This is a genomic window from Mycobacterium sp. NPDC048908, from assembly GCF_043197955.1.
In the GTDB taxonomy this organism is placed as follows: domain Bacteria; phylum Actinomycetota; class Actinomycetes; order Mycobacteriales; family Mycobacteriaceae; genus Mycobacterium.
Genome location: NZ_JBICUE010000011.1, coordinates 56,830 through 80,702, shown reverse-complemented (window position 1 = coordinate 80,702; position 23,873 = coordinate 56,830). Strand labels below are relative to the sequence as shown.

The following is a 23,873-nucleotide window of genomic DNA, read 5'->3' as shown; positions in this document are numbered from 1 at the left end:
ATGAACGCACTGGCCAAGGCGAGCGTTGCCGCGCTGGTGCTCGCACTGGCAGCGGGCTGCGCGAAACCGGTTGAGCAGGCGCCGCCGCCGACTGCGCAGACCTTGTCCGATCAGCCGCCGCCGCTGGTGCCCGCGATGGCCCTGCCCGACAAGGCCGTCGACAACGCGGTGGCCAAACTCGACGGCATCGTCGGCTCCCTGATGAAGAAATCCGGTATCCCCGGTATGGCGGTCGCCGTGGTGCACGCTGGGAAGACCGTGTACGCCAAGGGCTTCGGCGTGAAGGACACAAGTGCAGCCGATGAGCCGAACAACAAGGTCGGCCCGGATACCGTGTTCCAGCTGGCCTCGCTGTCCAAATCGTTGACGTCGACCGTCGTCGCACAGCAAGTCGGCGTCAACGCGGTCGGCTGGGATACCCCGGTCGTGACCAAATTGCCATGGTTTGCACTCTCGGACCCGACCGTCACGCAGATGGTCACCGTTGGAGACATGCTTTCGCACCGCTCCGGGCTGCCCGACCATGCGGGCGACATGCTCGAAGACCTCGGTTACGACCGGCGCCATGTGCTCGGGCAACTTCGCCAGCTGCCGCTCGATCCGTTCCGAATTTCCTATGCCTACACCAACTTTGGCTTCACCGCTGGCGCGGAAGCCGTTGCGATGAGCGCCGGTAAGGCCTGGGAAGATCTCGCCGACGACGTGCTGCTGCGCCCGTTGGGGATGGCGTCGACCAGCTTCCGGTTCGCCGATTACCACACCCGGCAGGACCGCGCCGTCGGCCACATTCACGTCGACGGCAGATACGAACCGCGCTATATGCGCGACGCTGACCCCGAATCCCCCGCGGGCGGGGCGAGTTCGTCGCTCAACGACATGACCCGCTGGCTGGCAATGGTGCTCGCCGACGGCGGCCACGACGGCAGGCAGGTCATCGATTCGAAGGCGTTGCTACCCGCGGTGACACCGCAGGTCGTGTCGAGTCCGGCGTCGGAGCCCGCGATGCGGTCTGGGTTCTATGGCTTCGGCTTCAACGTCAGCGCGACGTCGGCGGCGCGGATGGCGTTGAGCCATTCCGGGGCTTTCGAACTGGGCGCAGGCACCAACTTCGTCATCCTGCCGTCGGCCGACGTGGCGATCGTCGCGCTCACCAACGCCACACCGTCTGGTGTGCCGGAATCGCTGACCGCCGAATTCGCCGATCTCGTTCAGTTCGGCGAGGTGCGCGAGGACTGGTACAAGCTCTACGGCGACATCTTCAACCAGATGGAACAGCCGACTGGATCGCTGGTCGGCCAGAAGCCACCGCCGAACCCCGCGCCCGCCGCCCCGCTGGCTTCCTACGTCGGCACCTACCGCAACGACTACTGGGGTCCCGCGCGCGTCACCGAGAAGGACGGGGTGCTCCACCTCGCGCTGGGCACGATACTCGATGTGCCACTGCGTCATTGGGACGGCAACGTGTTCACCTATGAGTGGGTTTCGGAGAACTCACCGCCGGGATCAGTTTCCAAGGCGACCTTCGACGGCAACGCGCTCACGCTCGAGTACTACGACGCGGCCAGGAACGGGACGTTCACGAAGTGACCACCACTATCGCGACGCGCCTGAGCGACGCCGAGGTCGCCCAGCGGATAGCCGAGGGCAAGACCAACGACGTGCCGACCCGTGCGGCGCGCAGCGTGTCCGACATCGTCAGGGCCAACGTTTTCACCCGCATCAACGCGATCCTGGGTGTGCTGCTGATCATCGTGCTGTGCACCGGGTCGGTGATCAACGGATTGTTCGGCTTGCTGATCATCGCCAACAGCGCCATCGGCATCATCCAGGAACTGCGCGCCAAGCAGACGCTCGACCAACTCGCCATCGTTGGGCAGGCGAAACCGCTGGTGCGCAGGCAATCCGGCACCGCGCCGGTGCTGCCCGGCGAGGTGGTGCTCGACGACGTCATCGAGATCGGACCAGGCGATCAGATCGTCGTCGACGGTGAGGTCCTCGAGGAGACCACTCTCGAGGTCGATGAATCACTGTTGACCGGAGAGGCCGACCCGATCGCGAAAGACGCGGGCGACACGGTGATGTCGGGCAGCTTCGTCGTTGCCGGCGCAGGCGCATACCGCGCCACCAAGGTGGGGCACGAGGCATACGCGGCGAGACTTGCCGAGGAGGCCAGCAGGTTCACGTTGGTGAACTCCGAATTGCGCAGCGGCATCAACAGAATCCTGCAGTTCATCACCTACCTGCTGTGGCCTGCCGGACTGCTCACCATCTACACCCAACTGTTCACCACCGACGTGGGGTGGCGGCGGGCGGTGCTCGCAATGGTGGGCGCACTGGTGCCGATGGTGCCCGAGGGGCTGGTGCTGATGACGTCGATCGCGTTCGCCGTCGGAGTGATTCGGCTCGGACGGCGCCAGTGCCTGGTGAACGAGTTGCCCGCGATCGAAGGGCTGGCCCGCGTCGACGTGGTGTGCGCCGACAAAACCGGCACGCTGACCGAAAACGGGATGCGGGTAGCGGATCTCGAGGCGCTGAACGAGGACTCCGTTGGTGACGTGCTGGCGCAACTCGCCGCCGACGACGCCAGACCGAACGCCAGCATGGCGGCGATCGGTGAGGCCTACAAGATGCCGCCCGGCTGGACGCCGACGGCGACCGCGCCGTTCAAGTCGTCCACCAAGTGGAGCGGTGCGTCCTACGGCGAGCACGGCAACTGGGTGATCGGGGCGCCTGACGTGCTGCTCGAACTGGGGTCGCCCGCTGCGAAACAGGCCGAACAGATCGGTTCTCTCGGGCTGCGGGTGTTGCTGCTGGCCTCTAGCGACCTGCCCGTCGACCACTCTGACGCGCCCGGCACCGTCACGCCGGTCGCGTTGGTGGTGCTCGAGCAGCGGGTTCGTCCCGACGCCCGCGACACGCTGGATTACTTCGCTTCGCAGCAGGTTTCGGTCAAGGTCATCTCCGGGGACAACGCGGTGTCGGTGGGCGCGGTGGCGGACTCACTCGGCCTGCACGGCGAGACGATGGACGCCCGCCAATTGCCCGGCGACAACGACAGGCTGGCCGACACGCTCGAGGAGTACACCACCTTCGGCCGGGTGCGGCCCGATCAGAAGCGGGCCATGGTGCGCGCGCTGCAGTCCCGAGGGCACACCGTCGCGATGACCGGCGACGGGGTCAACGACGTGTTGGCGCTCAAGGATGCCGACATCGGTGTCGCGATGGGGTCGGGCAGCTCCGCGTCCAGGGCGGTAGCGCAAATTGTGTTGTTGGACAACAAGTTCGCGACGTTACCGCACGTGGTCGCCGAGGGGCGTCGGGTTATCGGCAACATCGAACGGGTCTCCAACCTGTTCTTGACCAAGACCGTGTACTCCGTGCTGCTCGCCATCCTCGTCGGTCTGACAGGGCTGGCCGCCAAGATCTTCGGAACCAATCCGCTGTTGTTCCCGTTTCAGCCGATCCACGTGACGATCGCAGCGTGGTTCACGATCGGCATTCCGGCGTTCATTCTTTCGCTGACACCGAACAACGAACGCGCGCACACCGGTTTCGTCCGCCGTGTGATCACGTCGGCGCTGCCGTCGGGCCTGTTCGTCGGCATCGCCACGTTCGCGTCGTATCTGGCGGCGTATCAGGGCCGCCAGGCCTCGGCGGTTGAGCAGACGCAGGCCACGACGGCCGCGCTGATCACGTTGCTGATGTCCGCACTGTGGGTGCTGGCTGTGGTCGCACGTCCGTATGAATGGTGGCGTGTCGCGCTGGTCATGGCGTCCGTCCTGGCGTACCTGGTGATCTTCTCGGTTCCGGTGGCGCAGGAGACGTTCATGGTCGACCCGTCGAACCTCGAGATCACCGCGATTGCCGTGGGCATTGGCCTGCTCGGAGCTTCCGCGATTGAGGTGCTCTGGTGGGTGCAGGGGCGGATTCTAGGGGAGCGCCGAACGCTGTGGAAGAAGCGGTAGGGTTGGCCGCATGGGATTTCTGGACAAGCTGAAAGACCTGGCCTCGAAGAACAAGGGCGCAGTGGACAGCGCCATCGACAAGGCCGGTGACATCGTCGACCAGAAGACGCAGGGCAAGTACGCGAGCCAGGTCGACAAGGTGCAGGACGCCGCCAAGAAGGCCGTCGACAAGACCCCTCCTCAACAGAACTGATCCATGGCCAAACTTTCCGTCTCCGTCGACGTCCCGCTAGCGCCGGAGAAGGCGTGGGAGTCCGCCTCCGACCTGTCCCGGTACAAGGAATGGCTGTCCATTCATCGGGTGTGGCGATCGAAGCTGCCCGAGACGCTGGAGAAGGGCACCACCCTGGAATCCATCGTCGAGGTGAAGGGCATGCCGAACCGGATCAGGTGGACCATCGTCCACTACAAGCCGCCGGAGGCGATGACCCTCAACGGTGACGGCAAGGGTGGCGTGAAGGTGAAACTGATCGGCAAGGTGAAGCCTGCTGCCGAGGGCTCGACGGTCACTTTCGACGTGCACCTCGGCGGCCCTGCGTTGTTCGGGCCGATCGGCATGGTCGTCGCGGGCGCGCTCAAGGGCGACATCCGCGAATCGCTGAACCGGTTCAAGTCGGTCTTCGCCCCGGCGTAGTAGCGCGAGCAGACGCAAAAGTGTCTGTTCTCGGCCGATTTTGGGCACTTTTGCGTCTGCTCGCGCAGGGCTCAGCCGCCACCCTGCCTGGCGATCCGCTCCTCGTGGATGCGGACCAGTTCGCGGAAGCCGATGCGGTGGTACTTGGGCACCGGCTGGATGCCCCACTCGTCCCGTGCGGTGTCCTTTCCCTCGGCGCCCTCGGGCGGACCCAGCGGCGGATACGGCACCTTGCATTCCAACGTGTCGTCGGAGTAGCGGACTTTCAGCAGCTCGCTGCAGATCTCGGTCAGGCTCAACGTCGGATAGCCGTAGTACACCGCCATGAACGGCAGCGTGAATGCCCCCTCGATGACGAGCGCGACGAGGCAGACCAGCACCGCGCGCTTGATCCACTTGTGCATGTTCGCGTAGTAGGGCGTGGTGCCCGGCGGCAGGTCGTCGACCTTCTCCTCGGCGGAAGTAGTCATAGCGGAGCTCCGTTCAGTCGGAAAAGATTTCGCGGTTGACCGTGTGCAGATACGGAATGGCGAGAAATGGGGTGATGTAGAAGATGTCGTAGAGCCACCAGCCGATCACCGGGAACACCACCCCGGCGTAACGCACGTCGGCGTACATGGTCATGTTGAACACGTACAGACACCAGATCAGCACGCCCATCCAGCAGGTGACGATCATCCACTGGTGTCCCCACCGCTTCATCTGCAGGAACCCGATCGCAGCGGCGCACCGCATCGCGAAGACGGTCAGGATCATCCCGAACACCATGGATTTCTCACCAGGCCCCGCGGCGCCGCCGACCCAGAATTCGTTGTAGTGCCAGAAGTAGCCGGCATCGAACATGGCGCCCCACCCGACCATCAGCACTCGGTTGATCAGCGTGTGGTTGGCGACCAGATCCAGCGCCCAGCCCAGGCTGTTCAGCATGCCGTCGATCAAGACGAGATAGCCGATCAGCGTGACGATCATCGGCCGCATGGACAGACCGGCGCGGGCGGCCTGTCGCTGCAGCCAAACCCCCCGCAGGAAAATGGGCAACCCGAAGATTCCCGGCGCCCACATCCCCATCAGGCCGGCGCCGACGATCATCCACTTGTCCGCCCGGCGTTGGGCCAGGCGCGATTGTTCATGGTGCCCGTCGAGGCTGACCGTGCCGGTCCGCTCGTCCAAACTCACAAACCCCACCACCCCCGCGCGAAGGACATGTACAGCTGGATGCCGAACATCGCCAATAGGTAGCCGTAGATGACTATTTGCAGGACGATGAGCGCCCTTTTACGCTTCTTCTCCTTCAGATCCATGTCAGTTGGCTCCCTCCAAAAGACTGGCCACCGCGACTTCGCGTAAGCCGTCGGTGATTGCTCCTTCGGTCGACAACGGCGCCAGGATGCAGGCCTCGGCGGCATCCAATTCCGTTGCGCCAGCTGCGATCAGCTGTGCGGCGGTGACGAGCACCCGAGTCGACGGCGGCTCGAAATGAAACGCGTCGTCGGCGGTGCGGATGGCGGTCGCACACTGCACAAGCCGGTTGGCCGTCGCCAGCTCGATGGCGGCTTCGGACACGATCACCTCGGCTTCGCGGTCGGCCGCCAGATATCTCATCGGCAGCGTGACGAATCGCTGCCGAAACGACGGCTTGAGCTCTTTCAGCGAGCTGCGATAGGCGGGGTTGTACGAGCAGACCAGCATGAAAGTATCGGGAGCCTGCACGACTTCGCCTGCACGGTCGAGATACAACGCGCGACGGTGGTCGGTCAACGAGTGCAGGATGGCCAGCGAGTCGTGGCGCGCCTCGACGACCTCGTCGAGGTAGCAGATCGCGCCTGCCTTGACGGCTCTGGTGAGCGGACCGTCGGTCCACACCACATCACCGCCAGTCACCATGAACCGGCCGACGAGGTCGGAGCTCGTCAGATCGTCGTGACAGCTGATCGTGACGACCGGGTGTCGCAGCAGCAGGCCCATGTGTTCGACCAGCCGGGTCTTACCGCATCCGGTCGGCCCGGTGAGCATCACAGGCAGCCGCTGGTGATACGCCTGCTCGAACAACTGAACCTCGTTGCCGTTCGCGTAGTAGTTCTCGCTCATGCGGCCACCAATTCCCGATGTACATGGGCAAGCACCCGCGGCAGGTCGTCGACCCGCCGGATGCGTTGCGAGCGACGGGGTCCGAACACTTCTGGCAGCGGGTCGACCCGCGTCGGTCCCACGCCCACGTAGTAGATCGACACACCGGCATCGTTGGCCTCTTCGACCGCGTGCGCGGCGTCGGCCCACGCGTAACGGCCTTCGTATCCTTCGTCGGATATCAGGCCGTCGCCGATCACGATCAGCAGTCGACGTTCGGACGGCTGTGCGAGAAGCCGGCTCGTCAGATGCCGCAACGGCGCTCCGAGGCGGGTGTACCCACCTGTCGCCAAGTCCAGCCGACCCGGGGGCACGAACCGCCGATCCTGGAAATCCTTGAGACAGTTGACTTCGACGCGATGCCGGGTGTTTCCCGTGAACACGAAGATGCCGTGCCGTTCGCGCGCGTGGGTCATGGCGCGCGAGAGCGCATCTGCACATGCCAGCTCCAGCTTGAAGATCCGACCGCCGTGCACCCCCAAAGACGAGCTGCCGTCGAGGAGCAGCGCCGTGGTGACGTCGCGGCCGCTGGGCAGCAGCTCGCGAAAGATACGCGGCTCGACCGCATTTCCAGCAGTCAGCTCGATGTAGTGGCTCACGTACTCATCGACGTCCAGATCGGAACCGTCTTCGAGGCGGTTCCTCATCGCACGATGTGTGCGCTGCTCGAACCATTTCCGTAGATCGGTCGACACCGCGCCCGGGTCGCGGGCGCGGTTGTGGTGCGGGCGCTCGAGAACCGCGACGTGGTCGGGCAGGAATGTTCGGGTCCACACATTCCACTCCGGGTACGGGATGCCGGGACGGTGTTGCGGTGTGATGTCGAGATCGTTGTCCTGTGGCCGGCTGGGGGGAGGCAGGTTCCGATTGCGAACTCCGCCCTCACCGCCGACCGGCACGGAGTACGGGCGCGGCAGCCGTTTCTGCGTTGTGGTCCAGGGCATCCTGCCGAACGTGCGACGCAGCTTGTCGGACCAACCGTGCGGTGACGTGTAGGCCGACGGCAATCTGCCGACCAGCGGGTGAAAGCTCAAAGCCTGGCCGGTGCGAGCCAACGCCACGGCCCTGTTCAGCATCTCTGCGGCACCGAGATCATTCGGCAAAGGCTGCAGGTCGGGTTGCACGCGCCGGATCTCCTTGACGAGGCCTGGCCAGTTCGACGCGATCCATCCGAAGGCGACGGCGGCTTCGATGAGGCCAAGGGCAGAAAGCTCGCGTGCCGACAGCTCGTTGAGCCGGTACTCGGCGACCCGATCCTTGGACGGCGAGCATTGAAGAGCCACACCGCAAGTCAGCGTCCGACGCGTCCAACCGGCGTCGATCATCGGGTATGGCACGTGCACGTAATCGAGGCTCGCACTCAGGCTGAAGGCACGATGATCGCCGGTCACCAGTCGCGCACCCTGGCGGCGCTGTCCACTCAACGCGACAGCCGTCAGGGCACAACTACGCTCGACCGCCATCGCGTGCGACAGGTCGGTCATCGTCGGTCAGAACGTTCCGATGTTGGAGAACATCCAGTACCAGAACCAGATGATCAACCCGGTGCCGCCCCACGCCGCGACGTAGCGCAGGATCTCCCATATCCAATCCATGTCAGGCCTCTCTGCGCGTCATGGTCTGCCTTTGTAACCTAGTTGCTGACTCAAGTCAATGAGTTGAGTCAGCAACGTGTCAGTCGGAGAAGATCTCCCGGTTGACGGAATGCAGGTAGGGGATGGCCAGGAACGGGGTGATGTAGAAGATGTCGTAGAGCCACCATCCGACCACAGGCAGAACGACGCCCGCGTATCGCACGTCGGCGTACATGGTCATGTTGAACACGTACAGGCACCAGATCAGCACGCCCATCCAGCAGGTGACGACCATCCACTGGTGTCCCCAGCGCTTCATCTGCAGGAACCCGATCGCCGCGGCGATCCGCATCGTGAAGACCGTGAGGATCATCCCGACCTCCATCGCCTTTTCGCCCGGCCCCGCGGCGCCGCCCAGCCAGAGTTCGTTGTAGTGCCAGAAGTAGCCGGCGTCGAACATTGCGCCCCAGCCGTTCAACAGGATCCGAGCCAGGATCGTATGGTTGGCGACCAGGTCGAGTGCCCATCCCACGGTGTTGATGGCGGCGTCGATGATGACCAGATATCCAAGCAGCGTCACCAGCATCGGCCGAACGGTCAGCCCTTCGCGCTGCGCCTTGCGCAGCAACCAGACCCCGCGCAGGAAAAGTGGGAGACCGAATACGCCGAGCGCCGCGGTACCGATCAGCAGGCTGCCCGAGATGAGCCACTTGTCAGCCTGTCGCTGGGCGAGGCGCGACTGCTCCATGTGTTCGTCAAGGCCACTGGCACTCGCCGTCAACGTTGCGGGTTTCACGAGAGGCTCCTCTGGCGGTCGGTAGCCAGAGCCTCTCAGTGAAACTGACCTTAGTCAACCAATCAGCGCGCTTCGATGCCTCGCAATGTCCTAGCCACGTAGTCGTCGAGCATCGCCCCCTGATTCGGCCAGTTGTGGGTGGTGGTCAAAAGGGCGTAGAGGCCGAGCAGGAAGAACACCGCGCTGTTGGTCGGATTGACATCCGGCGCTACCCGTCCCGATTCCTTCGCGCGCTGGATCTCCATGGCGACTTCTACGACAACCGGGTGCTCACCGCTCTCGTCCTTTGGACGCGACTGCGAAAAATGCAGTGCAAGAAAGTCTTTGAACAACATCGCACCCAGCCGCCGTTCCAGGCCGAGCACCAGGCGAACCGCTTCTTTGAGCATCGACTCGACGTTGTGCTCGGAGTCGGCGTAACGGCTCAGCTGCTTGGCGATCCGGCCCTCTTCACGGCGCTCGAGCTCCAGCAGGACGTGTTGTTTTGTCGGAAAGTGGAAGAAGAAGGTGCCGTGCGCAACCCCGGCGGCGGCGACGATCGCGCCGACGTCGGCGTCGGCTATGCCTGATCGCTTGAACTCGGCGATGGCGGCGCCCATCAACCGCTCGCGCGTCTGTAGCCTTTTCGCCTCGCGCGCAGAGGGTTTGTCCACCACGGCCATGCTCCGACGATAGCAACCGGTGCCAGCCCGGACACCGCCGATTGACTGCAGTCAGTCTGCTTTGCGGTTGGTGACCGCGTCGGGGATTGGTGTTTCACCCGAGATCACCTCGAAGGTCTGACCTGCCGAACCCGGGGTATCGAGAATCGCCAGTAGCACGGCCGCGACGTCGGCCCGCGGGATGCTGCCGCGACCGGTGTCCGCGGCTATGTGCACACGTCCTGTGCCCGGGTCGTTTGTGAGCATCCCGGGCCGGACGATGGTCGAGTCGAGCGCGGTACGTGCCCTGACATCGTCGTCGGCGGCCCCCTTGGCTCGCAGGTATGCGACGAAGACGGGGTCCCCGATATCGTCGGGCGCTTCGGCGTCGGCGCCCATCGAGGAGACCATCACGTAGCGGCGGACTTTCGCCAGCTCGGCCGCGTCCGCGAGCAGCACCGCCGCGTCGCGGTCGACCGATTCTTTGCGTGCCGCCCCGCTGCCAGGACCTGCCCCTGCGGCGAAAACCACGGCATCAGCGCCGTCCAGATGCGGCACCAGGTCATCGACCGCAGCGTCCTCCAGGTCGAGGACCACAGGCTGTGCCCCGGCGGCCTGAAGATCGGCGGCGTGGTCGGCGTTACGGATGAACGCGGCGACCGAGTCGCCCCGCTGCGTGAGCAGCCGTTCCAGGATCAGTGCGATCTTGCCGTGGCCACCGGCGATCACGACGCGCATCACGCCGATGCTACGGGTGCCCGATTCCGAGTGGCAAACCGCCGAACCTTCCCGGCGCCGGTGACGTTTCCGCCGAACCAGAGTGGCTAGACCAAGGGGAGTTCGAGCCGCCGTCCAGAGAGGACTGACCATGGGTTTTCCCGATCAACAGCAGCCAGTGCCAGGTATTCAGGCGCAGATGGACCCCGTTCCGGACTGCGGCGAGCAGACGTACCGCGGGTCGGGCAAGCTGACCGGCAAGAAGGCGGTGATCACCGGCGGCGACAGCGGCATCGGTCGGGCCGTGGCGATCGCGTTCGCGCGCGAGGGCGCCGACGTGCTGATCGCCTACCTCAATGAAGACGACGACGCCGCGGATGTCGCGCGCCTGGTGGAGGAGGCGGGGCGAAAGTGCGTGTTGATTGCCGGGGACCTTTCCGATCCGGGCCACTGCCGCGAGGTGATCAACAGGGCCGTCGACGAGTTCGGCCGCGTCGACATCCTCGTCAACAACGCGGCGTACCAGATGACACACCAGAGCCTTGACGAGATCTCCGACGAGGAATGGGACCACACCTTCCGGTTGAATGTCGGGGCCTACTTCTATCTGCTCAAGGCCGCCCTTCCGCACATGCCGTCAGGTTCGTCGGTCATCGGTAGCTCGTCGGTCAACTCCGACATGCCCTCACCGACACTGGCGCCGTACGCGGCGACCAAGGCGGCGATCGCCAACTTCTCGGCCAGCATGGCACAGTTGTTGGGCGAGAAAGGGATTCGGGTGAACAGTGTGGCGCCCGGTCCGATCTGGACGCCGCTCATCCCCGCGACGATGCCATCGGAGAAGGTGCAGAATTTCGGTGATGACACGCCGCTGGGCCGCGCCGGCCAGCCCGCCGAACTGGCCGCCACCTATGTACTGCTCGCGTCGGATGACGGCAGCTACATCAGCGGGGCCAGGGTCGCGGTGACTGGTGGGCGACCCGTTCTGTGATGGTCAGCCGAGTCGGTCCCGCAACTGTCGCTTGAGTACCTTGCCGTAGCTGTTCTTGGGGATCTCGTCGACGAACTCGTACCGCTTGGGCCGCTTGAACCGGGCAATGCGCTCGAGGAGATGCTTGTCGAGTTCCGCAGCCGATGCCGAACCGACGATGAACGCCACCACCACCTCGCCCCACTCCTCGTCGGGTGCGCCCACCACACACGCTTCGACAACCCCGGGGTGCTCGATCAACACTTCCTCGACTTCACGCGGGTAGATGTTGCTTCCGCCGCTGATCACCACGTCCTTGGACCGGTCCCGCAGCGTCAACAGTCCATTGGCGTCGAAGGATCCCATGTCGCCGGTGTGCAACCAGCCGTCCTTGAGTGTCGCCGCGGTCGCGCCCGGGTTCTCCCAGTAACCGGACATCACCACGTCGCCGCGGCAGACGATTTCGCCGATCTCGCCGATCGCGGTGGGTCTGCCGTCCGGTCCCAGCACCGCGACGTCGACGCCGGAGCGCGCATACCCCACCGAGCCAAGAGTGCCGTCGTCGGCGTCGAGGTGGTCGGCCCGCCGCAGGCCGGTGATCGTCATCGGTGCCTCGCCCTGGCCGTACAACTGCACGAAGATCGGACCGAACGCCGCCATCGCCTTCTTCAGGCTGTCGACGTACATCGGACCGCCGCCGTACACCACTGTTTTCATGTTGCGCGGGCACGACCGGCCGGTCTGCACCAGCCGCTGCACCATGGTCGGTGCGAGGAACGCGCTGCAGCCGGGATGATGTTCGCAGAGGTCGAGAAACTCCTCGGGGTCGAACGCGCCCGACGCGGGCACCACCTGCCGCGCACCACGCAGCACGTAAGGCGCAACGTAGAGCCCGGACCCATGTGACATCGGTGCGCCATGGATGAGGCTGCAGTTCTGGTCGGGGTCGTCGAAGTCCGCGAGGTGCGCGACGGTCATCGCCATCAGATTGCGGTGTGACAGCATGGCGCCCTTCGACCGGCCCGTGGTCCCACTGGTGTAGAACAGCCACGCCAGCGTCGCCGGATCGGTGTTCACCGGCGGTGCCAATGCTGTTGCGCCGAAACGACTTTCGTAGGTATTCGTGCCGATCACGTCGACTGGGACACCGGTCACGGGAGCGAGGCCGTCGGCGATCTTCGGCGACGCGAACACCTGCGTCACCGTGGCGTCGTCGAGGATCTGGACCATCTCGCGGGGGTGCAGTTTGTAGTTGATGGGGACGAATACCCGCTCAGCCGCCCAGATCGCGAACATCAACTCGACGATCTCCGGGCGGTTCTCGCTGGCGACTGCGATGCGCGCCCCAGGGGCGCCGAGCCCGCTGATCGAGGCGGCCAGCCGCAGCGAACGGTTTCGCAACTCCGCCCACGTCTGCTGTTGCTGCTCACCGAGATACAGTGCGCCGTGGTCACCGAAACGCGAGGCGGCCTGGTCGAGCACGGCGAACAGGTTCACCGCGCGACCCACTCGGAGTTCAGCGCGAAGTCGGACAGGTACTTGGTCGACGTCCATCCGCCGTCGACGACGATCGTTTGGCCGTTGATGAAACTCGCGCCCTCCGAACACAGAAACGCCACGGTGCTGGCGATGTCGTCGACCTCACCCAGCCTGGGGTATGGCGTCATCTCGGTGTTCATCTTGCGGAACCGTTCGTCCTTGAGCCGGGTCGCCACCATCGGGGTCAGCGTGACGCCGGGGGCCACCGCATTGCACCGAATTCCCTGCGGGCCATATTGACAGGCGATGTGTGTGGTCAGCGCCGTCAACCCGCCCTTGGCCGCTGAGTACGCGCCGCCACGCAAGCCGCCGACGACGGCGAATGTCGAGGTGATGTTGATGATCGCCGACCCAGGTTGCATGTGGGGGATCACGTCACGCGCCAACCGGAACGGGGCCCGCAACATCAAACCGAGGAAATAGTCCAGGCTTTCGTCATCGGTCTCATGCAGTGGCTTGGGGCTACCCACGCCCGCGTTGTTGATCAGGAAGTCGATCCGCCCCCATCGTTGGACCGCTAGATCGACGATCCGTTGTGGGGCGTCGTCGGCGGTGAGGTCGACCGCGAGGGTGGCGACCCGATCGACGTCGTTGATCCCCTTTTCCAGATCGGCCAGCCTGCCCGCATCGCGCCCCGTGCCGAGGACCGCCATGCCTTGCGCGGCAAGCTTGGTCGCACACCCGAAGCCGATGCCGCTGCTCGCGCCCGTCACAATCGCTACTTGCATTCGACATCCACCTTCGTCAACCGCTGCCGGATCCGGTGCTTCAACACCTTGCCCGCGTCGTTCTTCGGCAGAGCGTCCCAGATCTCAACTTGCTCAGGTACTTTGAACTTCGCGAGCCCTTCGCCGATCAGCAGTTCGCGTAGCTCGGCCAGATCGGGGCCCGGATGATCGCAGGCTACGATGACGGCGCAGGCGCGTTCGCCCGTGCGCTCGTCGGGCACTCCGACCACGGCGACCTCGGCGATACCCGAATGGCCGATGAGGATGTCCTCGATCTCCTTGGGAGAGATGTTCTCTCCGTTGCGGATGATGATGTCCTTCGCTCGACCGGTGACCACAAGGAATTCGTCGTCAACCCAGCGGCCGATGTCTCCGGTGCGAAAGTACCCCGCATCGTCGAACGCGTCGGTCTCGTCGCCTGGATGCAGGTAGCCGACCAGCATCTGCGGACCGCGCGCTCGAATCTCGCCGTCGACGACCTTGATATCGGCGATTCCCGCTCGGCCGTCGGTGTCGGCGGCGTGTCCGAGGTCGCCCAATGCGCCCACCGTAGTGACGGGCACCTCTGTCGATCCGTAAACACGGCTGACCGCTGCGCGCTCGAAAAAGCCGGCCGCACTGCGGATCAGCGACGGCGGCACCGATGCACCGCCGCAGATGAACACCTTGAGGTCGGGTAGTCGTGTGCCGGCCTTCTCCGCTGCGGACAGCAGGCCGACGAGGAACGGCGTGGCCCCGGCCATGTGTGTGCAGCGCTCGGAGCGCATCAGCGCGACGGCGGAATCCGGGTCCCACCGCTGCATCAGCACAGCGGTGGTGCCCAACAGCAGGGGGCATTCGAATGCGTAGATGGATCCGCCGATGTGCGCGATCGGTGACGGCACCAGGAACACGTCGCCTTCTTCGACCATCCATCGCTCACCGATCTGCATGATCAGGGCATGTATCGAGTTATGGGTGTGCAGAACACCCTTCGGCCGTCCGGTGGTACCCGAGGTGTAGAGAATCATCCGGACGGCATCGGGATCTTTCACCGGAAGGCCGACCGCAGCACGATCGGTGAACAACGACTCATACGGCGTGTGGCGGGCGGCATCACCTCTGAGCACGATGACTTCGGGCGGTGCGGTCATGTCCGTGGTGATGCGGTCCATCATCGCGACGTAGTCGTGCTTGCCGAAGTAGCCGGGGACGAAGATGGCACGACTGCCCGCATCCGACAGGATGAAGTGCAACTCGCGATCGCGCAGCGACGGCAGCACGGGGTTGACCACCATGCCCGCCAGCGTTGCACCGAGGTAGATGACCGCGGCCTCATGCCAATTCGGCAGCATGAACGATACGACGCTGCCGGGCGGCATCCGGTCTATCAGCGTATGCGCCAGTGTGCTGGCCCGCTCATGCAGCGTCCGGCAGTCGAGTCGGATGTCGCCGTCGACCACCACCGTTCGATCGGGAGTGCTTCGCGCGGCGTCGCGCAGTGAGTCGGCGAGCGTCGAGCGAACCCACAGCCCCTGGCGATACGCCTCGGCCGCGCGATCTTCGTCGACCCTCACGAGCAGAACCTAACTCTTGACCCGGCGCATGGTCATGGAATGGCGATATCGCGACGACGGGTGTGTGTTGACGGTGACCTGCGCGATCTCCCCGTCCGACGTCGTGTACGTCCGTTGCATTTCGAGTGCCGCGCTGCCGGTTTCGATCTTGAGCAACTCTGCCAGATCAGGCGTCACGACCACCGCCGCGATCTGTTGATGTACCTCCACGACGCTCACCCCGAAGAGGTCTTCGATGAGCGGGAAGATAGGGCCTGAATGTCGCTGCAACAGCCTGCCCACGGCCGCGAACGCACGGTTGATGTAGATCTCCGTCCTGCACACCGGTGTCTGGCTGCCGTCGGCCTGCCGGTAGCCGCGTACCGCCAGCCATTCCGATCCTGCCGTCAGGCCGGTCCGTGCGGCGAGGTCATCGTCGATCGTCACCATCGCGTTCGACTCGATCGTGAATGGCGCCCCGGTCGCGAATGCGAGCAGGTCGTTGATCGACATCACGTCCTGCGCATAGGAATTCGCTGTAGGACGCGGCACGACAAGCGTTCCCGCCCGCGGCCGCGATGCGACCAGGTTGTCTTCGCGCAGCCTGCGTAGCGCCTCGCGGATCGTGTACCGGCTCACCGCGAACCGCTCGCACAGTTCGTGTTCCGTCGGCAGTTGCGATCCCACCGGATACACCCCGTCGACGATCTCCTTGCGCAGGGTCCTGGCGACCTGAAGGTAGCGGTGGTCGGCGGGCGAAACCGTCATCGCGTCACCCGGTAGAGCGCGAACACGCTACCGTCGCCGTCCGCCGAAAGGTAAAGCGTGCCATCGGATCCAGCTGTGATGCCCGCGAACGGGCCCTGCGGACCGGAGAAGGGTGGCATGCCCTTGAGCGGCTTGGGTGTTATGCCCGGCGGAGGGCCGACCGGCAGACCGGAGGCAATGGTGCGGCGCTCACCGCTGTTGAGGTCGACCGCGATCACTTCTCGTACACCCGCATCCATGACGTAGAGCTGGCTGTCGGTGACGACGATGCCCTGCGGGCGGTGCAGACCGTCGACGACGGTTTCGGCGGCTCCGCCCGACAGCCGCGCCACCCGACCCTCCTCGGCGACGAGAGGATTGCCGTCCTGGTCGAAGGCGACGCCTATCGGGTCCCGCAAGCCTGAGGTCAAGGTCTCGACGCTGCCCGAGCGAAGGGCGTGCACCCGACCGGTGCCGAGTTCGGCGAACACCACCAAATCACCGGGACCGACCGCCACTCCGTACAGCTGATCGAAGTCAGTTGCCAGATAATCGGTTTCGCCATCGCGCGGGCGGTACTTGGCGACCTGACCGCCGGAGGTCGTCACCACGAACTCGCCAGGCCCCGATGCGGCCACGCCACGCAGGAAACCGGGATAGCCGGGCGAGAACAGCATGCCCGCCGTCTCGAGCGCACCGCCGGCCCGCGCGACGTAGAAGTACGTGCCGTCGGCGACATAGAGGTCACCGTCATCGCCAACCGTGAGATCGAGCGGCCAGTTCAGTCCGCCCGGCAGCACGGTCCTCGTCTCGCCGCCGGGAAGGATTTCGGTGATCGAACCAGTGAAGTTCGACACGAACAGCCTGCCACCGACAAAGGTGAGATTGTCCAGGCCGGGGGTCAATTGGGCGAGTAACGTCTGCGCCCCCGTCCGCGGATCGATCCGCAGCACTTGCCCGCTGGCCACCTGGGTCGACACGATGAAGCCTTCGGAGTCGAACTTCACCGCGTCGGGCACTCCGAGGCCACTGGTGACCCGTTGTGGCTCACCGCCGTTGGGATCAATCTGCCAGATTTCGTTGGCGGTCATCAGCGGGTAATAGAGCATGCCGTCGGGACCGACCTCCATCGCGTTGGGCGAGGGTAGGTTCTCGGCGAGCATTCGCACGATGGACCCGGTGCCGTCGAGCTCCATCAGCCGGCCCCCGTCACGGCACTCGTTGACGAACAACCGATCACGGTGCACGGTGATGCCGTTGGCGCAGGGAAGATCGTCGCGCAGTACGCGGGTGAGGCCCCCGGATTCGCGGACGCTGACCCGACCATCCATTACCTCGGTCGCATACAAGTTTCCGCTGGAGTCGAATGCCACGTCGTCGGGTGCGACGATGTCGCCGCCCTTGCCGCTGACCGTGTCCAGCAGGCCGGTGTCCAGATCCAACGCGCTGATCTGGCTGCCGGTCACCTGTGCCACGTAGACGCGTCCGTCGGGACCGGTGCGCAGACCGTTGGCGCCGAACAGCCGGCTTGGCGCGGTCAGCCGCTCGAGCTGCCATCCGTCGGTGGCGGTCGGATTCGCCACATAGCGGGCCTGCAGCACGGACGAGCTCATGACCTCGCACGCTATCAAGCTCGAATAGTCCAGACAATAGCTAATCTTTCAGCGGAACCGCCCTTGACGACGACATTCCCGCTGCGGAATAGTGTTCTGCAATATGCAGAGCACCATATGTTGTCCGGACAAATGACATGAGCTCCGACGGGCTGTTGAGGCTGGATGGCCGCATCGTTGTCGTGTCGGGTGCCGGCGGTGGCGGCATCGGGACCACGGTGACGCGGATGGCCGCGCAGGCGGGCGCCACCGTTGTCGCGGTAAGTCGGTCGAAGGAGAACCTCGACGAGCACGTGGCCCCCCTGGCGCAGCAGGGCTTGGCTGTCGTGCCGGTGGCTGCCGACGCGTCCACCGACGACGGGATCGCGACGGTCATCGATCGGGTCCGTGGCAGCGACGGCAAGCTCTACGGGCTCGTCAACGTGGCAGGGGGAGCGGAACCCTCGACGTGGATGCCGTCGACGCGGGTGACCAGGGACGACTGGCGCGATCTGTTCACCAGGAACCTGGAGACGGCGTTTTTCATGAGCCAGGCGGTGGCCCGCGAAATTAGGGAGCACGGCAATCCTGGCTCCATCGTCTCGATATCGTCGATCAGCGGGATGAACACCGCGCCGTTTCACATCGCGTACGGGACGGCCAAGGCGGCGGTGGCCGCGATGACCCGAACAATGGCAGTTGAATTGGCGCTGGACAACATTCGCGTCAACGCGGTCGCGCCCGGCGTGACGGCGACGGACGCGTCCCGCACGTACACCGGCGAGGACCCGGAACGCGACAGGCAAGCCATCGCAATGGGACGGCGGGGTCGGCCGGAGGAGCAGGCAGGCGCCATCCTGTTCCTGCTGTCAGACCTATCCAGCTACATCACCGGCCAGACGGTGCTCGTCGACGGTGGGCTCAATCTCAGATGGACACACCTCGGTGCCGACAACACCTCCCTGTTCCTCAAAGACGACGACTTCCGCAACGCCATCAGGCGGTTCTAGGAGGATGCGATGACAGAAGAACTCTCGGAACCGGTGACCATCGGGGTGGACGCCTACATCTCGGAGGACTACGCCCGGGCCGAACGAGACAAGCTGTGGCGCAAGGTGTGGCAGCAGGTCGGGCGCGTCGAGGAGATCCCCGAGGTGGGCAACTATCTCACCTACGACATCCTCGACGACTCGATCCTCGTGGTACGCACGGGGCCAACCGAATTCGCCGCGCATCACAACGTCTGCATGCACCGCGGCCGCCGACTGGTCGACACCCCTGACGGCGCCAAGAACGCATGCGGCAAGGCCCGCAAGTCGTTCGTGTGCGGTTTCCACGGCTGGACGTACGGGCTTGACGGCGCATGCACGCACATCCGCGAACAGGACGACTGGAAGGGCGCGCTGACGCCGCAGAACACCCATCTGGCCCCGGTGCGGGTGGACACCTGGGGTGGCTGGCTGTTCGTCAACATGGACCCGGATTGTGAACCGTTGGCGGACTACCTGTTTCCCGCTGCGAAGATCCTGGACCCGTTCGGGCTGGAGAACATGCGCTACAAGTGGCGTAAGTGGTTGAATTTCGACTGCAACTGGAAGGTCGCGATGGAGGCCTTCAACGAGACCTACCACGTGTTCACCACGCATCCGGAATTCAACAAGTTCGGTGAGTTCAAGGGCTGGGCGAAGGCGCAGGGTAAGCACAGCAACATCGGCTACGACGCGCCGAATGGCTTGGACGAGACCAAGTCGAAGATCCGCTTGGGCACCGGGGACCCGCGCATCTCGACCGCCGAAATGCAGGTTTACACAATGGAAGAGACCAATGCCACCACCACGCAGACGCTGGTGAATGCCGCCAAGCGCCTTGTCGACGAACTGCCCGAAGGCACCCCGGCCGATACGGTGCTCGAGCACTGGCTGTCGTCGGCGCGCCGCGATGACGAGGCGCGCGGCGTGATCTGGCCGACCATCCCTGCCGACATTCTGGGGCAGAGCGGCACCGCGTGGCAGATCTTTCCCAACTTCCAGATCGGCCAGGGCCTCACCAGCGCGCTGTGCTACGCCGCTAAGCCGCATCCGAGCTACGACCCGAACAGGTGCATTTTCGAAGTCGCGACCTTCGAGCTGTTCCCGAAAGGGCAAGAGCCGCAGACGGAATGGCAGTACACCCCGAAGGAGAGCCCGAACTGGCTGTCCGTGCTACCGCAGGACTTCTCGAACATGGCTGCAGTGCAGCAGGGCATGAAATCGGCGGGCTTCCCCGGGACCAAACCCAATCCATACCGCGAACGCAGCACGGTCAACCTTCACTACCAACTGTCCAAGTACATGGGCATCGGCGAACCGAGAGAGCTTCCAGATATATGACGTCGCTTGACACCTGCGGACCGACGCAGACGCCGGACGATATCGACATCGATGCGCTGCGCGAGAAGTACGCCCATGAGCGCGCCAAGCGGCTGCGGCCGGAGGGCGCGGCGCAATACTTGGAACTGAAGGACGACTTCGCGGAGTTCGCCGAGGTCGACCCGCATACTCCGGTGACTCCGCGCACGCCGATCAATGACGACGTCGAGGTCGTGGTCCTTGGCGGCGGGATCGCCGGACTGCTGGCGGGTGCCTACCTGAAGAAAGCCGGCGTCGACGACGTGCACGTCATCGAAATGGGCGGTGATTTCGGTGGCGTCTGGTACTGGAACCGATTCCCGGGCATCCAGTGCGACAACGACGCATACTGCTACATCCCGATGCTGGAAGAGCTCGACGTGCTGCCCTCGAAGAAGTTCGCCGACGGCGCGGAGATATTCGAGCACTGCAAGAGGATCGGCAAGCACTTCGGTCTCTACGACGGGGCGATCTTCTCTACCCAGGTGCGCACCGTCCGCTGGGACAACAAGATCAAACGCTGGCGTCTGACCACCAATCGCGGCGACGACATTCGCGCGCGCTTCGTCGTCATGACACAGGGCTCCTACAACCGTCCGAAGCTCCCAGGGATCACTGGTATCAAGGACTATCAGGGCCACATGTTCCACTCGTCACGGTGGGACTACGACTACACCGGCGGCGACGCCAACGGTGGACTGCACAAGCTGCACGACAAACGGGTCGCCCTCGTCGGCACCGGCGCCACCGGAGTACAGCTGGTTCCGCATCTCGGTCGAGACTCCAAGCATCTGTACGTCTTTCAGCGAACACCGTCATCGGTGGACATCCGCGGCAACGAGCCGACGGATCCGCGGTGGGCGGCGTCGTTGCGACCAGGCTGGCAGGAGGAGCGCAAACTCAACTTCCACCGCTGGTCACCGTTCGGCGACGGAGTGATCTTCGACGCTGTCGACCAGGTCTGTGATTTCTGGACCGAGCTCGGTCGCAACTTGACTGCCCGGGTCGGCGCCTCCGATGATCCGGCGTCGCTGGGCGTTGAACAGATCATGGCGATGCGTGAGGAAGAGGACTTCAAGATCATGGAGCGGCTACGCCGCCGCGTCGAAGCGATCGTCGATGACCCAGAAACCGCGGAGGCGCTCAAGCCGTATTACCAGTTCCTGTGCAAGCGGCCGTGCAGCAACGACGAATACCTGCCGACGTTCAACCGCCCGAACGTCACGCTGGTCGACGTGGCCGAGTCCAAAGGCGTCGAAAGGCTCACGGAAAAGGGCATCGTCGCCAACGGCGTCGAGTACGAGGTCGACTGCGTGATCTTCGCGAGCGGCTTCGAGATCTCGACCGAGATCAGCCGCCGGTACGCGATCGACGCCATCGAAGGCCGCGACGGGCTGTCCCTGTTCGACCACTGGCGCGACGGCTACAAGACCCTGCACGGGATCACCAGCCACGGATTCCCGAATCAATTCCACACCGGGTTCATCCAGGGTGGCGTCTCCGCCAACACCACGGCGATGTTCGAGCAGCAGGCCCGGCACATCGCCTACATCATCGCCGAGGCGGTGAAGCGAAAGGCGGCGACCGTCGAGCCGAGCATCCAGGCTCAGGAAGCCTGGGGTAACACCATCAAGGAGATCGCCGTCGACACGTCGGCGTTCGATCTCGCCTGCACGCCAGGCTATTACAACAATGAGGGCCGCGGTTTCGGTGAAGGCGTCCGATCGTTCCTCGGTGATTACTACATGGCAGGCTTCTATGCCTTCGACGACCTGCTGAAGGAATGGCGCGCCAAGGGTGATCTCGATGGTCTGGTCCTCGGAAACTAAATGTCCGACTTGAGATTCGACGGTCGAGTGGCGGTAGTCACCGGCGGCGGCAGAGGACTGGGTCGCTCGTATGCCCTGTTGCTCGTGGCGCAGGGGGCCAAGGTCGTCGTCAACGACATCGATGCGGACCCGGCGGAAGACGTCGTCCGGGAAATCACCAATGCCGGTGGCGAAGCAGTCGCGAGCACCGATTCGGTCGCCACCCCCGAAGGGGGCAAGGCCATCATCGATGCCGCCCTGGAGCGCTACGGGCGCATCGACATTCTGATCCACAACGCAGGAAACGTCCGTCGTGCATCGCTGAAAGAGATGTCCTACGACGACTTCAACGCGGTCGTCGACGTGCACCTGCGTGGCGCGTTTCATGTCGTGCGGCCGGCTTTTCCGGTGATGTGCGAGGCAGGCTACGGCCGCATCGTGCTCACCTCGTCGATCGGCGGACTGTACGGCAACCATGAGGTGGCGAATTACGCGGTGGCCAAGGCGGGGGTGATCGGCCTTTCGAACGTCGCCGCGATGGAAGGCGCCGCGCACGGGGTGATGAGCAATGTCATCGTGCCTGCGGCGGTGACCAGGATGGCAGAGGGAATCGACACCTCGGCGTATCCACCGATGGGTGCCGAGTTGGTGGCGCCCGTGGCGGGCTGGCTGGCACACGAATCGTGCTGTGTGACAGGGGAGATGTTCATCGCGCTGGCCGGCAGGGTGGCCAGGGCGGTCGTTGCTGAATCACCAGGCGTGTACCGGCCGTCGTGGTCGATCGCGGAGGTCGGCGACCACATCGCCGCAATACGCGACGCGTCGACGCCCGTCATCTTCCCCGTCGTGCCCGATGGGCACGGCGACCACATCCGGTACAGCTTCGGAATGGCGGTGAGCAATGTCTAGCGGGCCACTTGCAGGTTTATCCGTTGTGGACCTCACCGCGATGGTGATGGGGCCGTACTGCACACAGATCATGGCCGACATGGGCGCTGACGTGATCAAAATCGAGCCGCCACAAGGAGACAACACCCGCTTCATCTCGGTGGGGCCGGCGCAGGGGATGAGCGGCGTCTTCGCCAACGTCAATCGCGGCAAGCGCAGTGTGGTGCTGGATCTGCGTTCGGAGGTGGACAGAACCGCGCTCGAGGCGCTGGTCCGCGACGCCGACGTTTTCATCCACTCCATGCGGGCCAAGGCGATCGCCAAGCTCGGCTTCGACTATCAACGAGTCGCGACGCTGAATCCGGGCATCGTGTACACCAACTGTTACGGCTACGGCAGGCGGGGCCCGGAACGGGACCTGCCCGCCTACGACGACACCATCCAGGCCGAGTGCGGGATCCCCGCCGTACAGGAACAGCTGACCGGCGAGGCCACGTTCGTCGGCACGATCATGGCCGACAAGGTCGCGGGCTTGACCGCGCTGTACGCCACGATGATGGCCCTGTTCCACCGGGAACGCACCGGGGAGGGCCAAGAGGTCGAGGTCAGCATGTTCGAAACGATGGCATCGTTCATGCTGGTCGAGCATGCTAATGGGGCGATGTTCGATCCCCCGCTCGGCCCGGCCGTGTATCCGCGCACGGTCGCGCCGAACCGCAAGCCGTACCGCACCAAGGACGGCCACATCGCCGCGCTCATCTACACAGACAAGCATTGGAAGGCGTTCATCGACGCCGTGCGGCCCGCGTGGGCGACCGACGTCTATGCCACGCTCGAGCAGCGAGCCCGCGACATCGACACTGTCTACGGGCTGTTGGCCGAGACGATGGCCGAACGCACCACCGAAGAGTGGCTGGCGCTGTTCCGCGAGCTCCAGATCCCCGCGGCGCCGCTCAACACGCCCGATTCCCTGTTCGAGCATCCTCACTTGAACGCGGTCGGGCTGTTCGAGACGGTCGACACGCCGTATGGGCCGGTCCGGTTTCCTGGTGTGCCGACATGGTTTTCCCGGACCCCGGGAAAGGTTGCAGGCCCGGCTCCGCTGCTGGGCGCGGACACCGACGCCGTGCTCACCCAAATCGCCGCCGAGGCTACGGTTTATGACGGAAATCAGCCGGATCTTGTAAGAAACCGTAGCGTCGATGCGGCCGGGCAGGAGTAGCCG

At 64.6% G+C, this 23,873-nt stretch carries 23 protein-coding genes; 10 read left to right on the top strand and 13 right to left on the bottom strand.

Translation table 11 applies throughout. The features are described from left to right. Genes ACGFK1_RS24555 through ACGFK1_RS24540 form a run of 4 tightly spaced genes read left to right on the top strand, consistent with a single transcriptional unit; the run spans nt 1 to nt 4,599 of the window. Nucleotides 1–1,587: a serine hydrolase gene (locus tag ACGFK1_RS24555; protein ID WP_393435494.1), complete on the top strand. Its 1,587-nt coding sequence runs from the start codon at nt 1–3 to the stop codon at nt 1,585–1,587. Further along, nucleotides 1,584–3,965, top strand: coding sequence for a cation-translocating P-type ATPase (locus ACGFK1_RS24550; RefSeq protein WP_393435491.1), 2,382 nt, complete (start codon nt 1,584–1,586; stop codon nt 3,963–3,965). Before ACGFK1_RS24555 ends, ACGFK1_RS24550 begins: the two co-directional genes overlap by 4 nt. 10 nt (nt 3,966–3,975) lie before the next feature. Next, nucleotides 3,976–4,158 carry an antitoxin gene (locus ACGFK1_RS24545; protein WP_393435488.1) on the top strand — a complete coding sequence of 61 codons (183 nt, stop codon included), beginning with the start codon at nt 3,976–3,978 and terminating at the stop codon, nt 4,156–4,158. Nucleotides 4,159–4,161: 3 nt separating this feature from the next. Then, on the top strand, nt 4,162–4,599 hold the full coding sequence (locus tag ACGFK1_RS24540; protein ID WP_393435486.1) for an SRPBCC family protein: 438 nt from the start codon (nt 4,162–4,164) through the stop codon (nt 4,597–4,599). A gap of 71 nt (nt 4,600–4,670) precedes the next feature. On the opposite strand, the gene ACGFK1_RS24535 is transcribed toward ACGFK1_RS24540, so the two are convergent. The 8 genes from ACGFK1_RS24535 to ACGFK1_RS24500 form a co-directional block, all read right to left on the bottom strand. Beyond that, nucleotides 4,671–5,069 (bottom strand): hypothetical protein, encoded by a 399-nt coding sequence (locus tag ACGFK1_RS24535; RefSeq protein WP_393435483.1) that lies wholly within the window; start codon nt 5,067–5,069, stop codon nt 4,671–4,673. Nucleotides 5,070–5,082: 13 nt separating this feature from the next. Next, entirely contained in the window at nt 5,083–5,775 is a 693-nt protein-coding gene (locus ACGFK1_RS24530) for a hypothetical protein (protein ID WP_393435481.1), read from the bottom strand. Continuing rightward, nucleotides 5,772–5,900 carry a hypothetical protein gene (locus tag ACGFK1_RS24525; RefSeq protein ID WP_393435478.1) on the bottom strand — a complete coding sequence of 43 codons (129 nt, stop codon included), beginning with the start codon at nt 5,898–5,900 and terminating at the stop codon, nt 5,772–5,774. Before ACGFK1_RS24525 ends, ACGFK1_RS24530 begins: the two co-directional genes overlap by 4 nt. Nucleotide 5,901: 1 nt before the next feature. Next, nucleotides 5,902–6,687, bottom strand: coding sequence for a CbbQ/NirQ/NorQ/GpvN family protein (locus ACGFK1_RS24520; protein ID WP_393435475.1), 786 nt, complete (start codon nt 6,685–6,687; stop codon nt 5,902–5,904). Beyond that, complete coding sequence (locus tag ACGFK1_RS24515) at nt 6,684–8,210, bottom strand: nitric oxide reductase activation protein NorD (RefSeq protein WP_393435472.1); 1,527 nt, start codon at nt 8,208–8,210, stop codon at nt 6,684–6,686. Before ACGFK1_RS24515 ends, ACGFK1_RS24520 begins: the two co-directional genes overlap by 4 nt. Before the next feature lie 190 nt (nt 8,211–8,400). Continuing rightward, nucleotides 8,401–9,048 (bottom strand): hypothetical protein, encoded by a 648-nt coding sequence (locus ACGFK1_RS24510; RefSeq protein WP_393435792.1) that lies wholly within the window; start codon nt 9,046–9,048, stop codon nt 8,401–8,403. A gap of 110 nt (nt 9,049–9,158) precedes the next feature. Continuing rightward, nucleotides 9,159–9,758 carry a TetR/AcrR family transcriptional regulator gene (locus ACGFK1_RS24505; protein ID WP_393435469.1) on the bottom strand — a complete coding sequence of 200 codons (600 nt, stop codon included), beginning with the start codon at nt 9,756–9,758 and terminating at the stop codon, nt 9,159–9,161. 51 nt (nt 9,759–9,809) lie between these two features. Beyond that, complete coding sequence (locus ACGFK1_RS24500; protein WP_393435467.1) at nt 9,810–10,475, bottom strand: SDR family oxidoreductase; 666 nt, start codon at nt 10,473–10,475, stop codon at nt 9,810–9,812. Between the two features lie 130 nt (nt 10,476–10,605). On the opposite strand from ACGFK1_RS24500, the gene ACGFK1_RS24495 reads away from it, so the two are divergent. Continuing rightward, on the top strand, nt 10,606–11,445 hold the full coding sequence (locus ACGFK1_RS24495; protein ID WP_393435465.1) for an SDR family oxidoreductase: 840 nt from the start codon (nt 10,606–10,608) through the stop codon (nt 11,443–11,445). A gap of 3 nt (nt 11,446–11,448) precedes the next feature. Here the strand turns inward: ACGFK1_RS24495 and ACGFK1_RS24490 are convergent, their stop codons facing one another. The 5 genes from ACGFK1_RS24490 to ACGFK1_RS24470 are packed head-to-tail and all read right to left on the bottom strand — an operon-like array spanning nt 11,449 to nt 17,586. Beyond that, complete coding sequence (locus ACGFK1_RS24490) at nt 11,449–12,921, bottom strand: long-chain fatty acid--CoA ligase (protein WP_393435464.1); 1,473 nt, start codon at nt 12,919–12,921, stop codon at nt 11,449–11,451. Further along, complete coding sequence (locus tag ACGFK1_RS24485) at nt 12,918–13,691, bottom strand: SDR family NAD(P)-dependent oxidoreductase (protein ID WP_393435461.1); 774 nt, start codon at nt 13,689–13,691, stop codon at nt 12,918–12,920. Before ACGFK1_RS24485 ends, ACGFK1_RS24490 begins: the two co-directional genes overlap by 4 nt. Next, on the bottom strand, nt 13,682–15,247 hold the full coding sequence (locus ACGFK1_RS24480) for an AMP-binding protein (protein WP_393435458.1): 1,566 nt from the start codon (nt 15,245–15,247) through the stop codon (nt 13,682–13,684). Before ACGFK1_RS24480 ends, ACGFK1_RS24485 begins: the two co-directional genes overlap by 10 nt. A gap of 9 nt (nt 15,248–15,256) precedes the next feature. Then, entirely contained in the window at nt 15,257–15,994 is a 738-nt protein-coding gene (locus ACGFK1_RS24475) for a GntR family transcriptional regulator (protein ID WP_393435455.1), read from the bottom strand. After that, nucleotides 15,991–17,586 carry an SMP-30/gluconolactonase/LRE family protein gene (locus ACGFK1_RS24470; protein WP_393435452.1) on the bottom strand — a complete coding sequence of 532 codons (1,596 nt, stop codon included), beginning with the start codon at nt 17,584–17,586 and terminating at the stop codon, nt 15,991–15,993. Before ACGFK1_RS24470 ends, ACGFK1_RS24475 begins: the two co-directional genes overlap by 4 nt. Nucleotides 17,587–17,723: 137 nt before the next feature. Between ACGFK1_RS24470 and ACGFK1_RS24465 the strand changes: the two genes are divergently transcribed. The 5 genes from ACGFK1_RS24465 to ACGFK1_RS24445 are packed head-to-tail and all read left to right on the top strand — an operon-like array spanning nt 17,724 to nt 23,870. Continuing rightward, the gene (locus ACGFK1_RS24465; RefSeq protein ID WP_393435450.1) at nt 17,724–18,575 is read left to right on the top strand and encodes an SDR family NAD(P)-dependent oxidoreductase; all 852 of its coding nucleotides are present in this window, start codon (nt 17,724–17,726) and stop codon (nt 18,573–18,575) included. A 9-nt stretch (nt 18,576–18,584) separates the two neighbouring features. Further along, entirely contained in the window at nt 18,585–19,934 is a 1,350-nt protein-coding gene (locus ACGFK1_RS24460; RefSeq protein WP_393435447.1) for an SRPBCC family protein, read from the top strand. Next, complete coding sequence (locus ACGFK1_RS24455; protein ID WP_393435445.1) at nt 19,931–21,781, top strand: flavin-containing monooxygenase; 1,851 nt, start codon at nt 19,931–19,933, stop codon at nt 21,779–21,781. Before ACGFK1_RS24460 ends, ACGFK1_RS24455 begins: the two co-directional genes overlap by 4 nt. Further along, a complete protein-coding gene (locus ACGFK1_RS24450) occupies nt 21,782–22,669 on the top strand; it encodes an SDR family NAD(P)-dependent oxidoreductase (protein ID WP_393435442.1) in 888 nt (295 codons plus the stop codon). It begins immediately after the preceding gene. Beyond that, entirely contained in the window at nt 22,662–23,870 is a 1,209-nt protein-coding gene (locus tag ACGFK1_RS24445; protein ID WP_393435439.1) for a CaiB/BaiF CoA transferase family protein, read from the top strand. Before ACGFK1_RS24450 ends, ACGFK1_RS24445 begins: the two co-directional genes overlap by 8 nt. Nucleotides 23,871–23,873: the final 3 nt, after the last annotated feature.

Excerpts from the sequence above, each read along its gene's own strand:
- ACGFK1_RS24555 (WP_393435494.1), top strand. The coding sequence starts at position 1 with ATGAACGCACTGGCCAAGGCGAGCGTTGCCGCGCTGGTGCTCGCACTG.
- ACGFK1_RS24545 (WP_393435488.1), top strand. The coding sequence starts at position 3,976 with ATGGGATTTCTGGACAAGCTGAAAGACCTGGCCTCGAAGAACAAGGGC.
- ACGFK1_RS24540 (WP_393435486.1), top strand. The coding sequence starts at position 4,162 with ATGGCCAAACTTTCCGTCTCCGTCGACGTCCCGCTAGCGCCGGAGAAG.
- ACGFK1_RS24535 (WP_393435483.1), bottom strand. The coding sequence starts at position 5,069 with ATGACTACTTCCGCCGAGGAGAAGGTCGACGACCTGCCGCCGGGCACC.
- ACGFK1_RS24525 (WP_393435478.1), bottom strand. The coding sequence starts at position 5,900 with ATGGATCTGAAGGAGAAGAAGCGTAAAAGGGCGCTCATCGTCCTGCAA.
- ACGFK1_RS24520 (WP_393435475.1), bottom strand. The coding sequence starts at position 6,687 with ATGAGCGAGAACTACTACGCGAACGGCAACGAGGTTCAGTTGTTCGAG.
- ACGFK1_RS24515 (WP_393435472.1), bottom strand. The coding sequence starts at position 8,210 with ATGACCGACCTGTCGCACGCGATGGCGGTCGAGCGTAGTTGTGCCCTG.
- ACGFK1_RS24510 (WP_393435792.1), bottom strand. The coding sequence starts at position 9,048 with ATGGAGCAGTCGCGCCTCGCCCAGCGACAGGCTGACAAGTGGCTCATC.
- ACGFK1_RS24505 (WP_393435469.1), bottom strand. The coding sequence starts at position 9,758 with ATGGCCGTGGTGGACAAACCCTCTGCGCGCGAGGCGAAAAGGCTACAG.
- ACGFK1_RS24500 (WP_393435467.1), bottom strand. The coding sequence starts at position 10,475 with ATGCGCGTCGTGATCGCCGGTGGCCACGGCAAGATCGCACTGATCCTG.
- ACGFK1_RS24495 (WP_393435465.1), top strand. The coding sequence starts at position 10,606 with ATGGGTTTTCCCGATCAACAGCAGCCAGTGCCAGGTATTCAGGCGCAG.
- ACGFK1_RS24485 (WP_393435461.1), bottom strand. The coding sequence starts at position 13,691 with ATGCAAGTAGCGATTGTGACGGGCGCGAGCAGCGGCATCGGCTTCGGG.
- ACGFK1_RS24475 (WP_393435455.1), bottom strand. The coding sequence starts at position 15,994 with ATGACGGTTTCGCCCGCCGACCACCGCTACCTTCAGGTCGCCAGGACC.
- ACGFK1_RS24470 (WP_393435452.1), bottom strand. The coding sequence starts at position 17,586 with ATGAGCTCGTCCGTGCTGCAGGCCCGCTATGTGGCGAATCCGACCGCC.
- ACGFK1_RS24465 (WP_393435450.1), top strand. The coding sequence starts at position 17,724 with ATGAGCTCCGACGGGCTGTTGAGGCTGGATGGCCGCATCGTTGTCGTG.
- ACGFK1_RS24460 (WP_393435447.1), top strand. The coding sequence starts at position 18,585 with ATGACAGAAGAACTCTCGGAACCGGTGACCATCGGGGTGGACGCCTAC.
- ACGFK1_RS24455 (WP_393435445.1), top strand. The coding sequence starts at position 19,931 with ATGACGTCGCTTGACACCTGCGGACCGACGCAGACGCCGGACGATATC.
- ACGFK1_RS24450 (WP_393435442.1), top strand. The coding sequence starts at position 21,782 with ATGTCCGACTTGAGATTCGACGGTCGAGTGGCGGTAGTCACCGGCGGC.
- ACGFK1_RS24445 (WP_393435439.1), top strand. The coding sequence starts at position 22,662 with ATGTCTAGCGGGCCACTTGCAGGTTTATCCGTTGTGGACCTCACCGCG.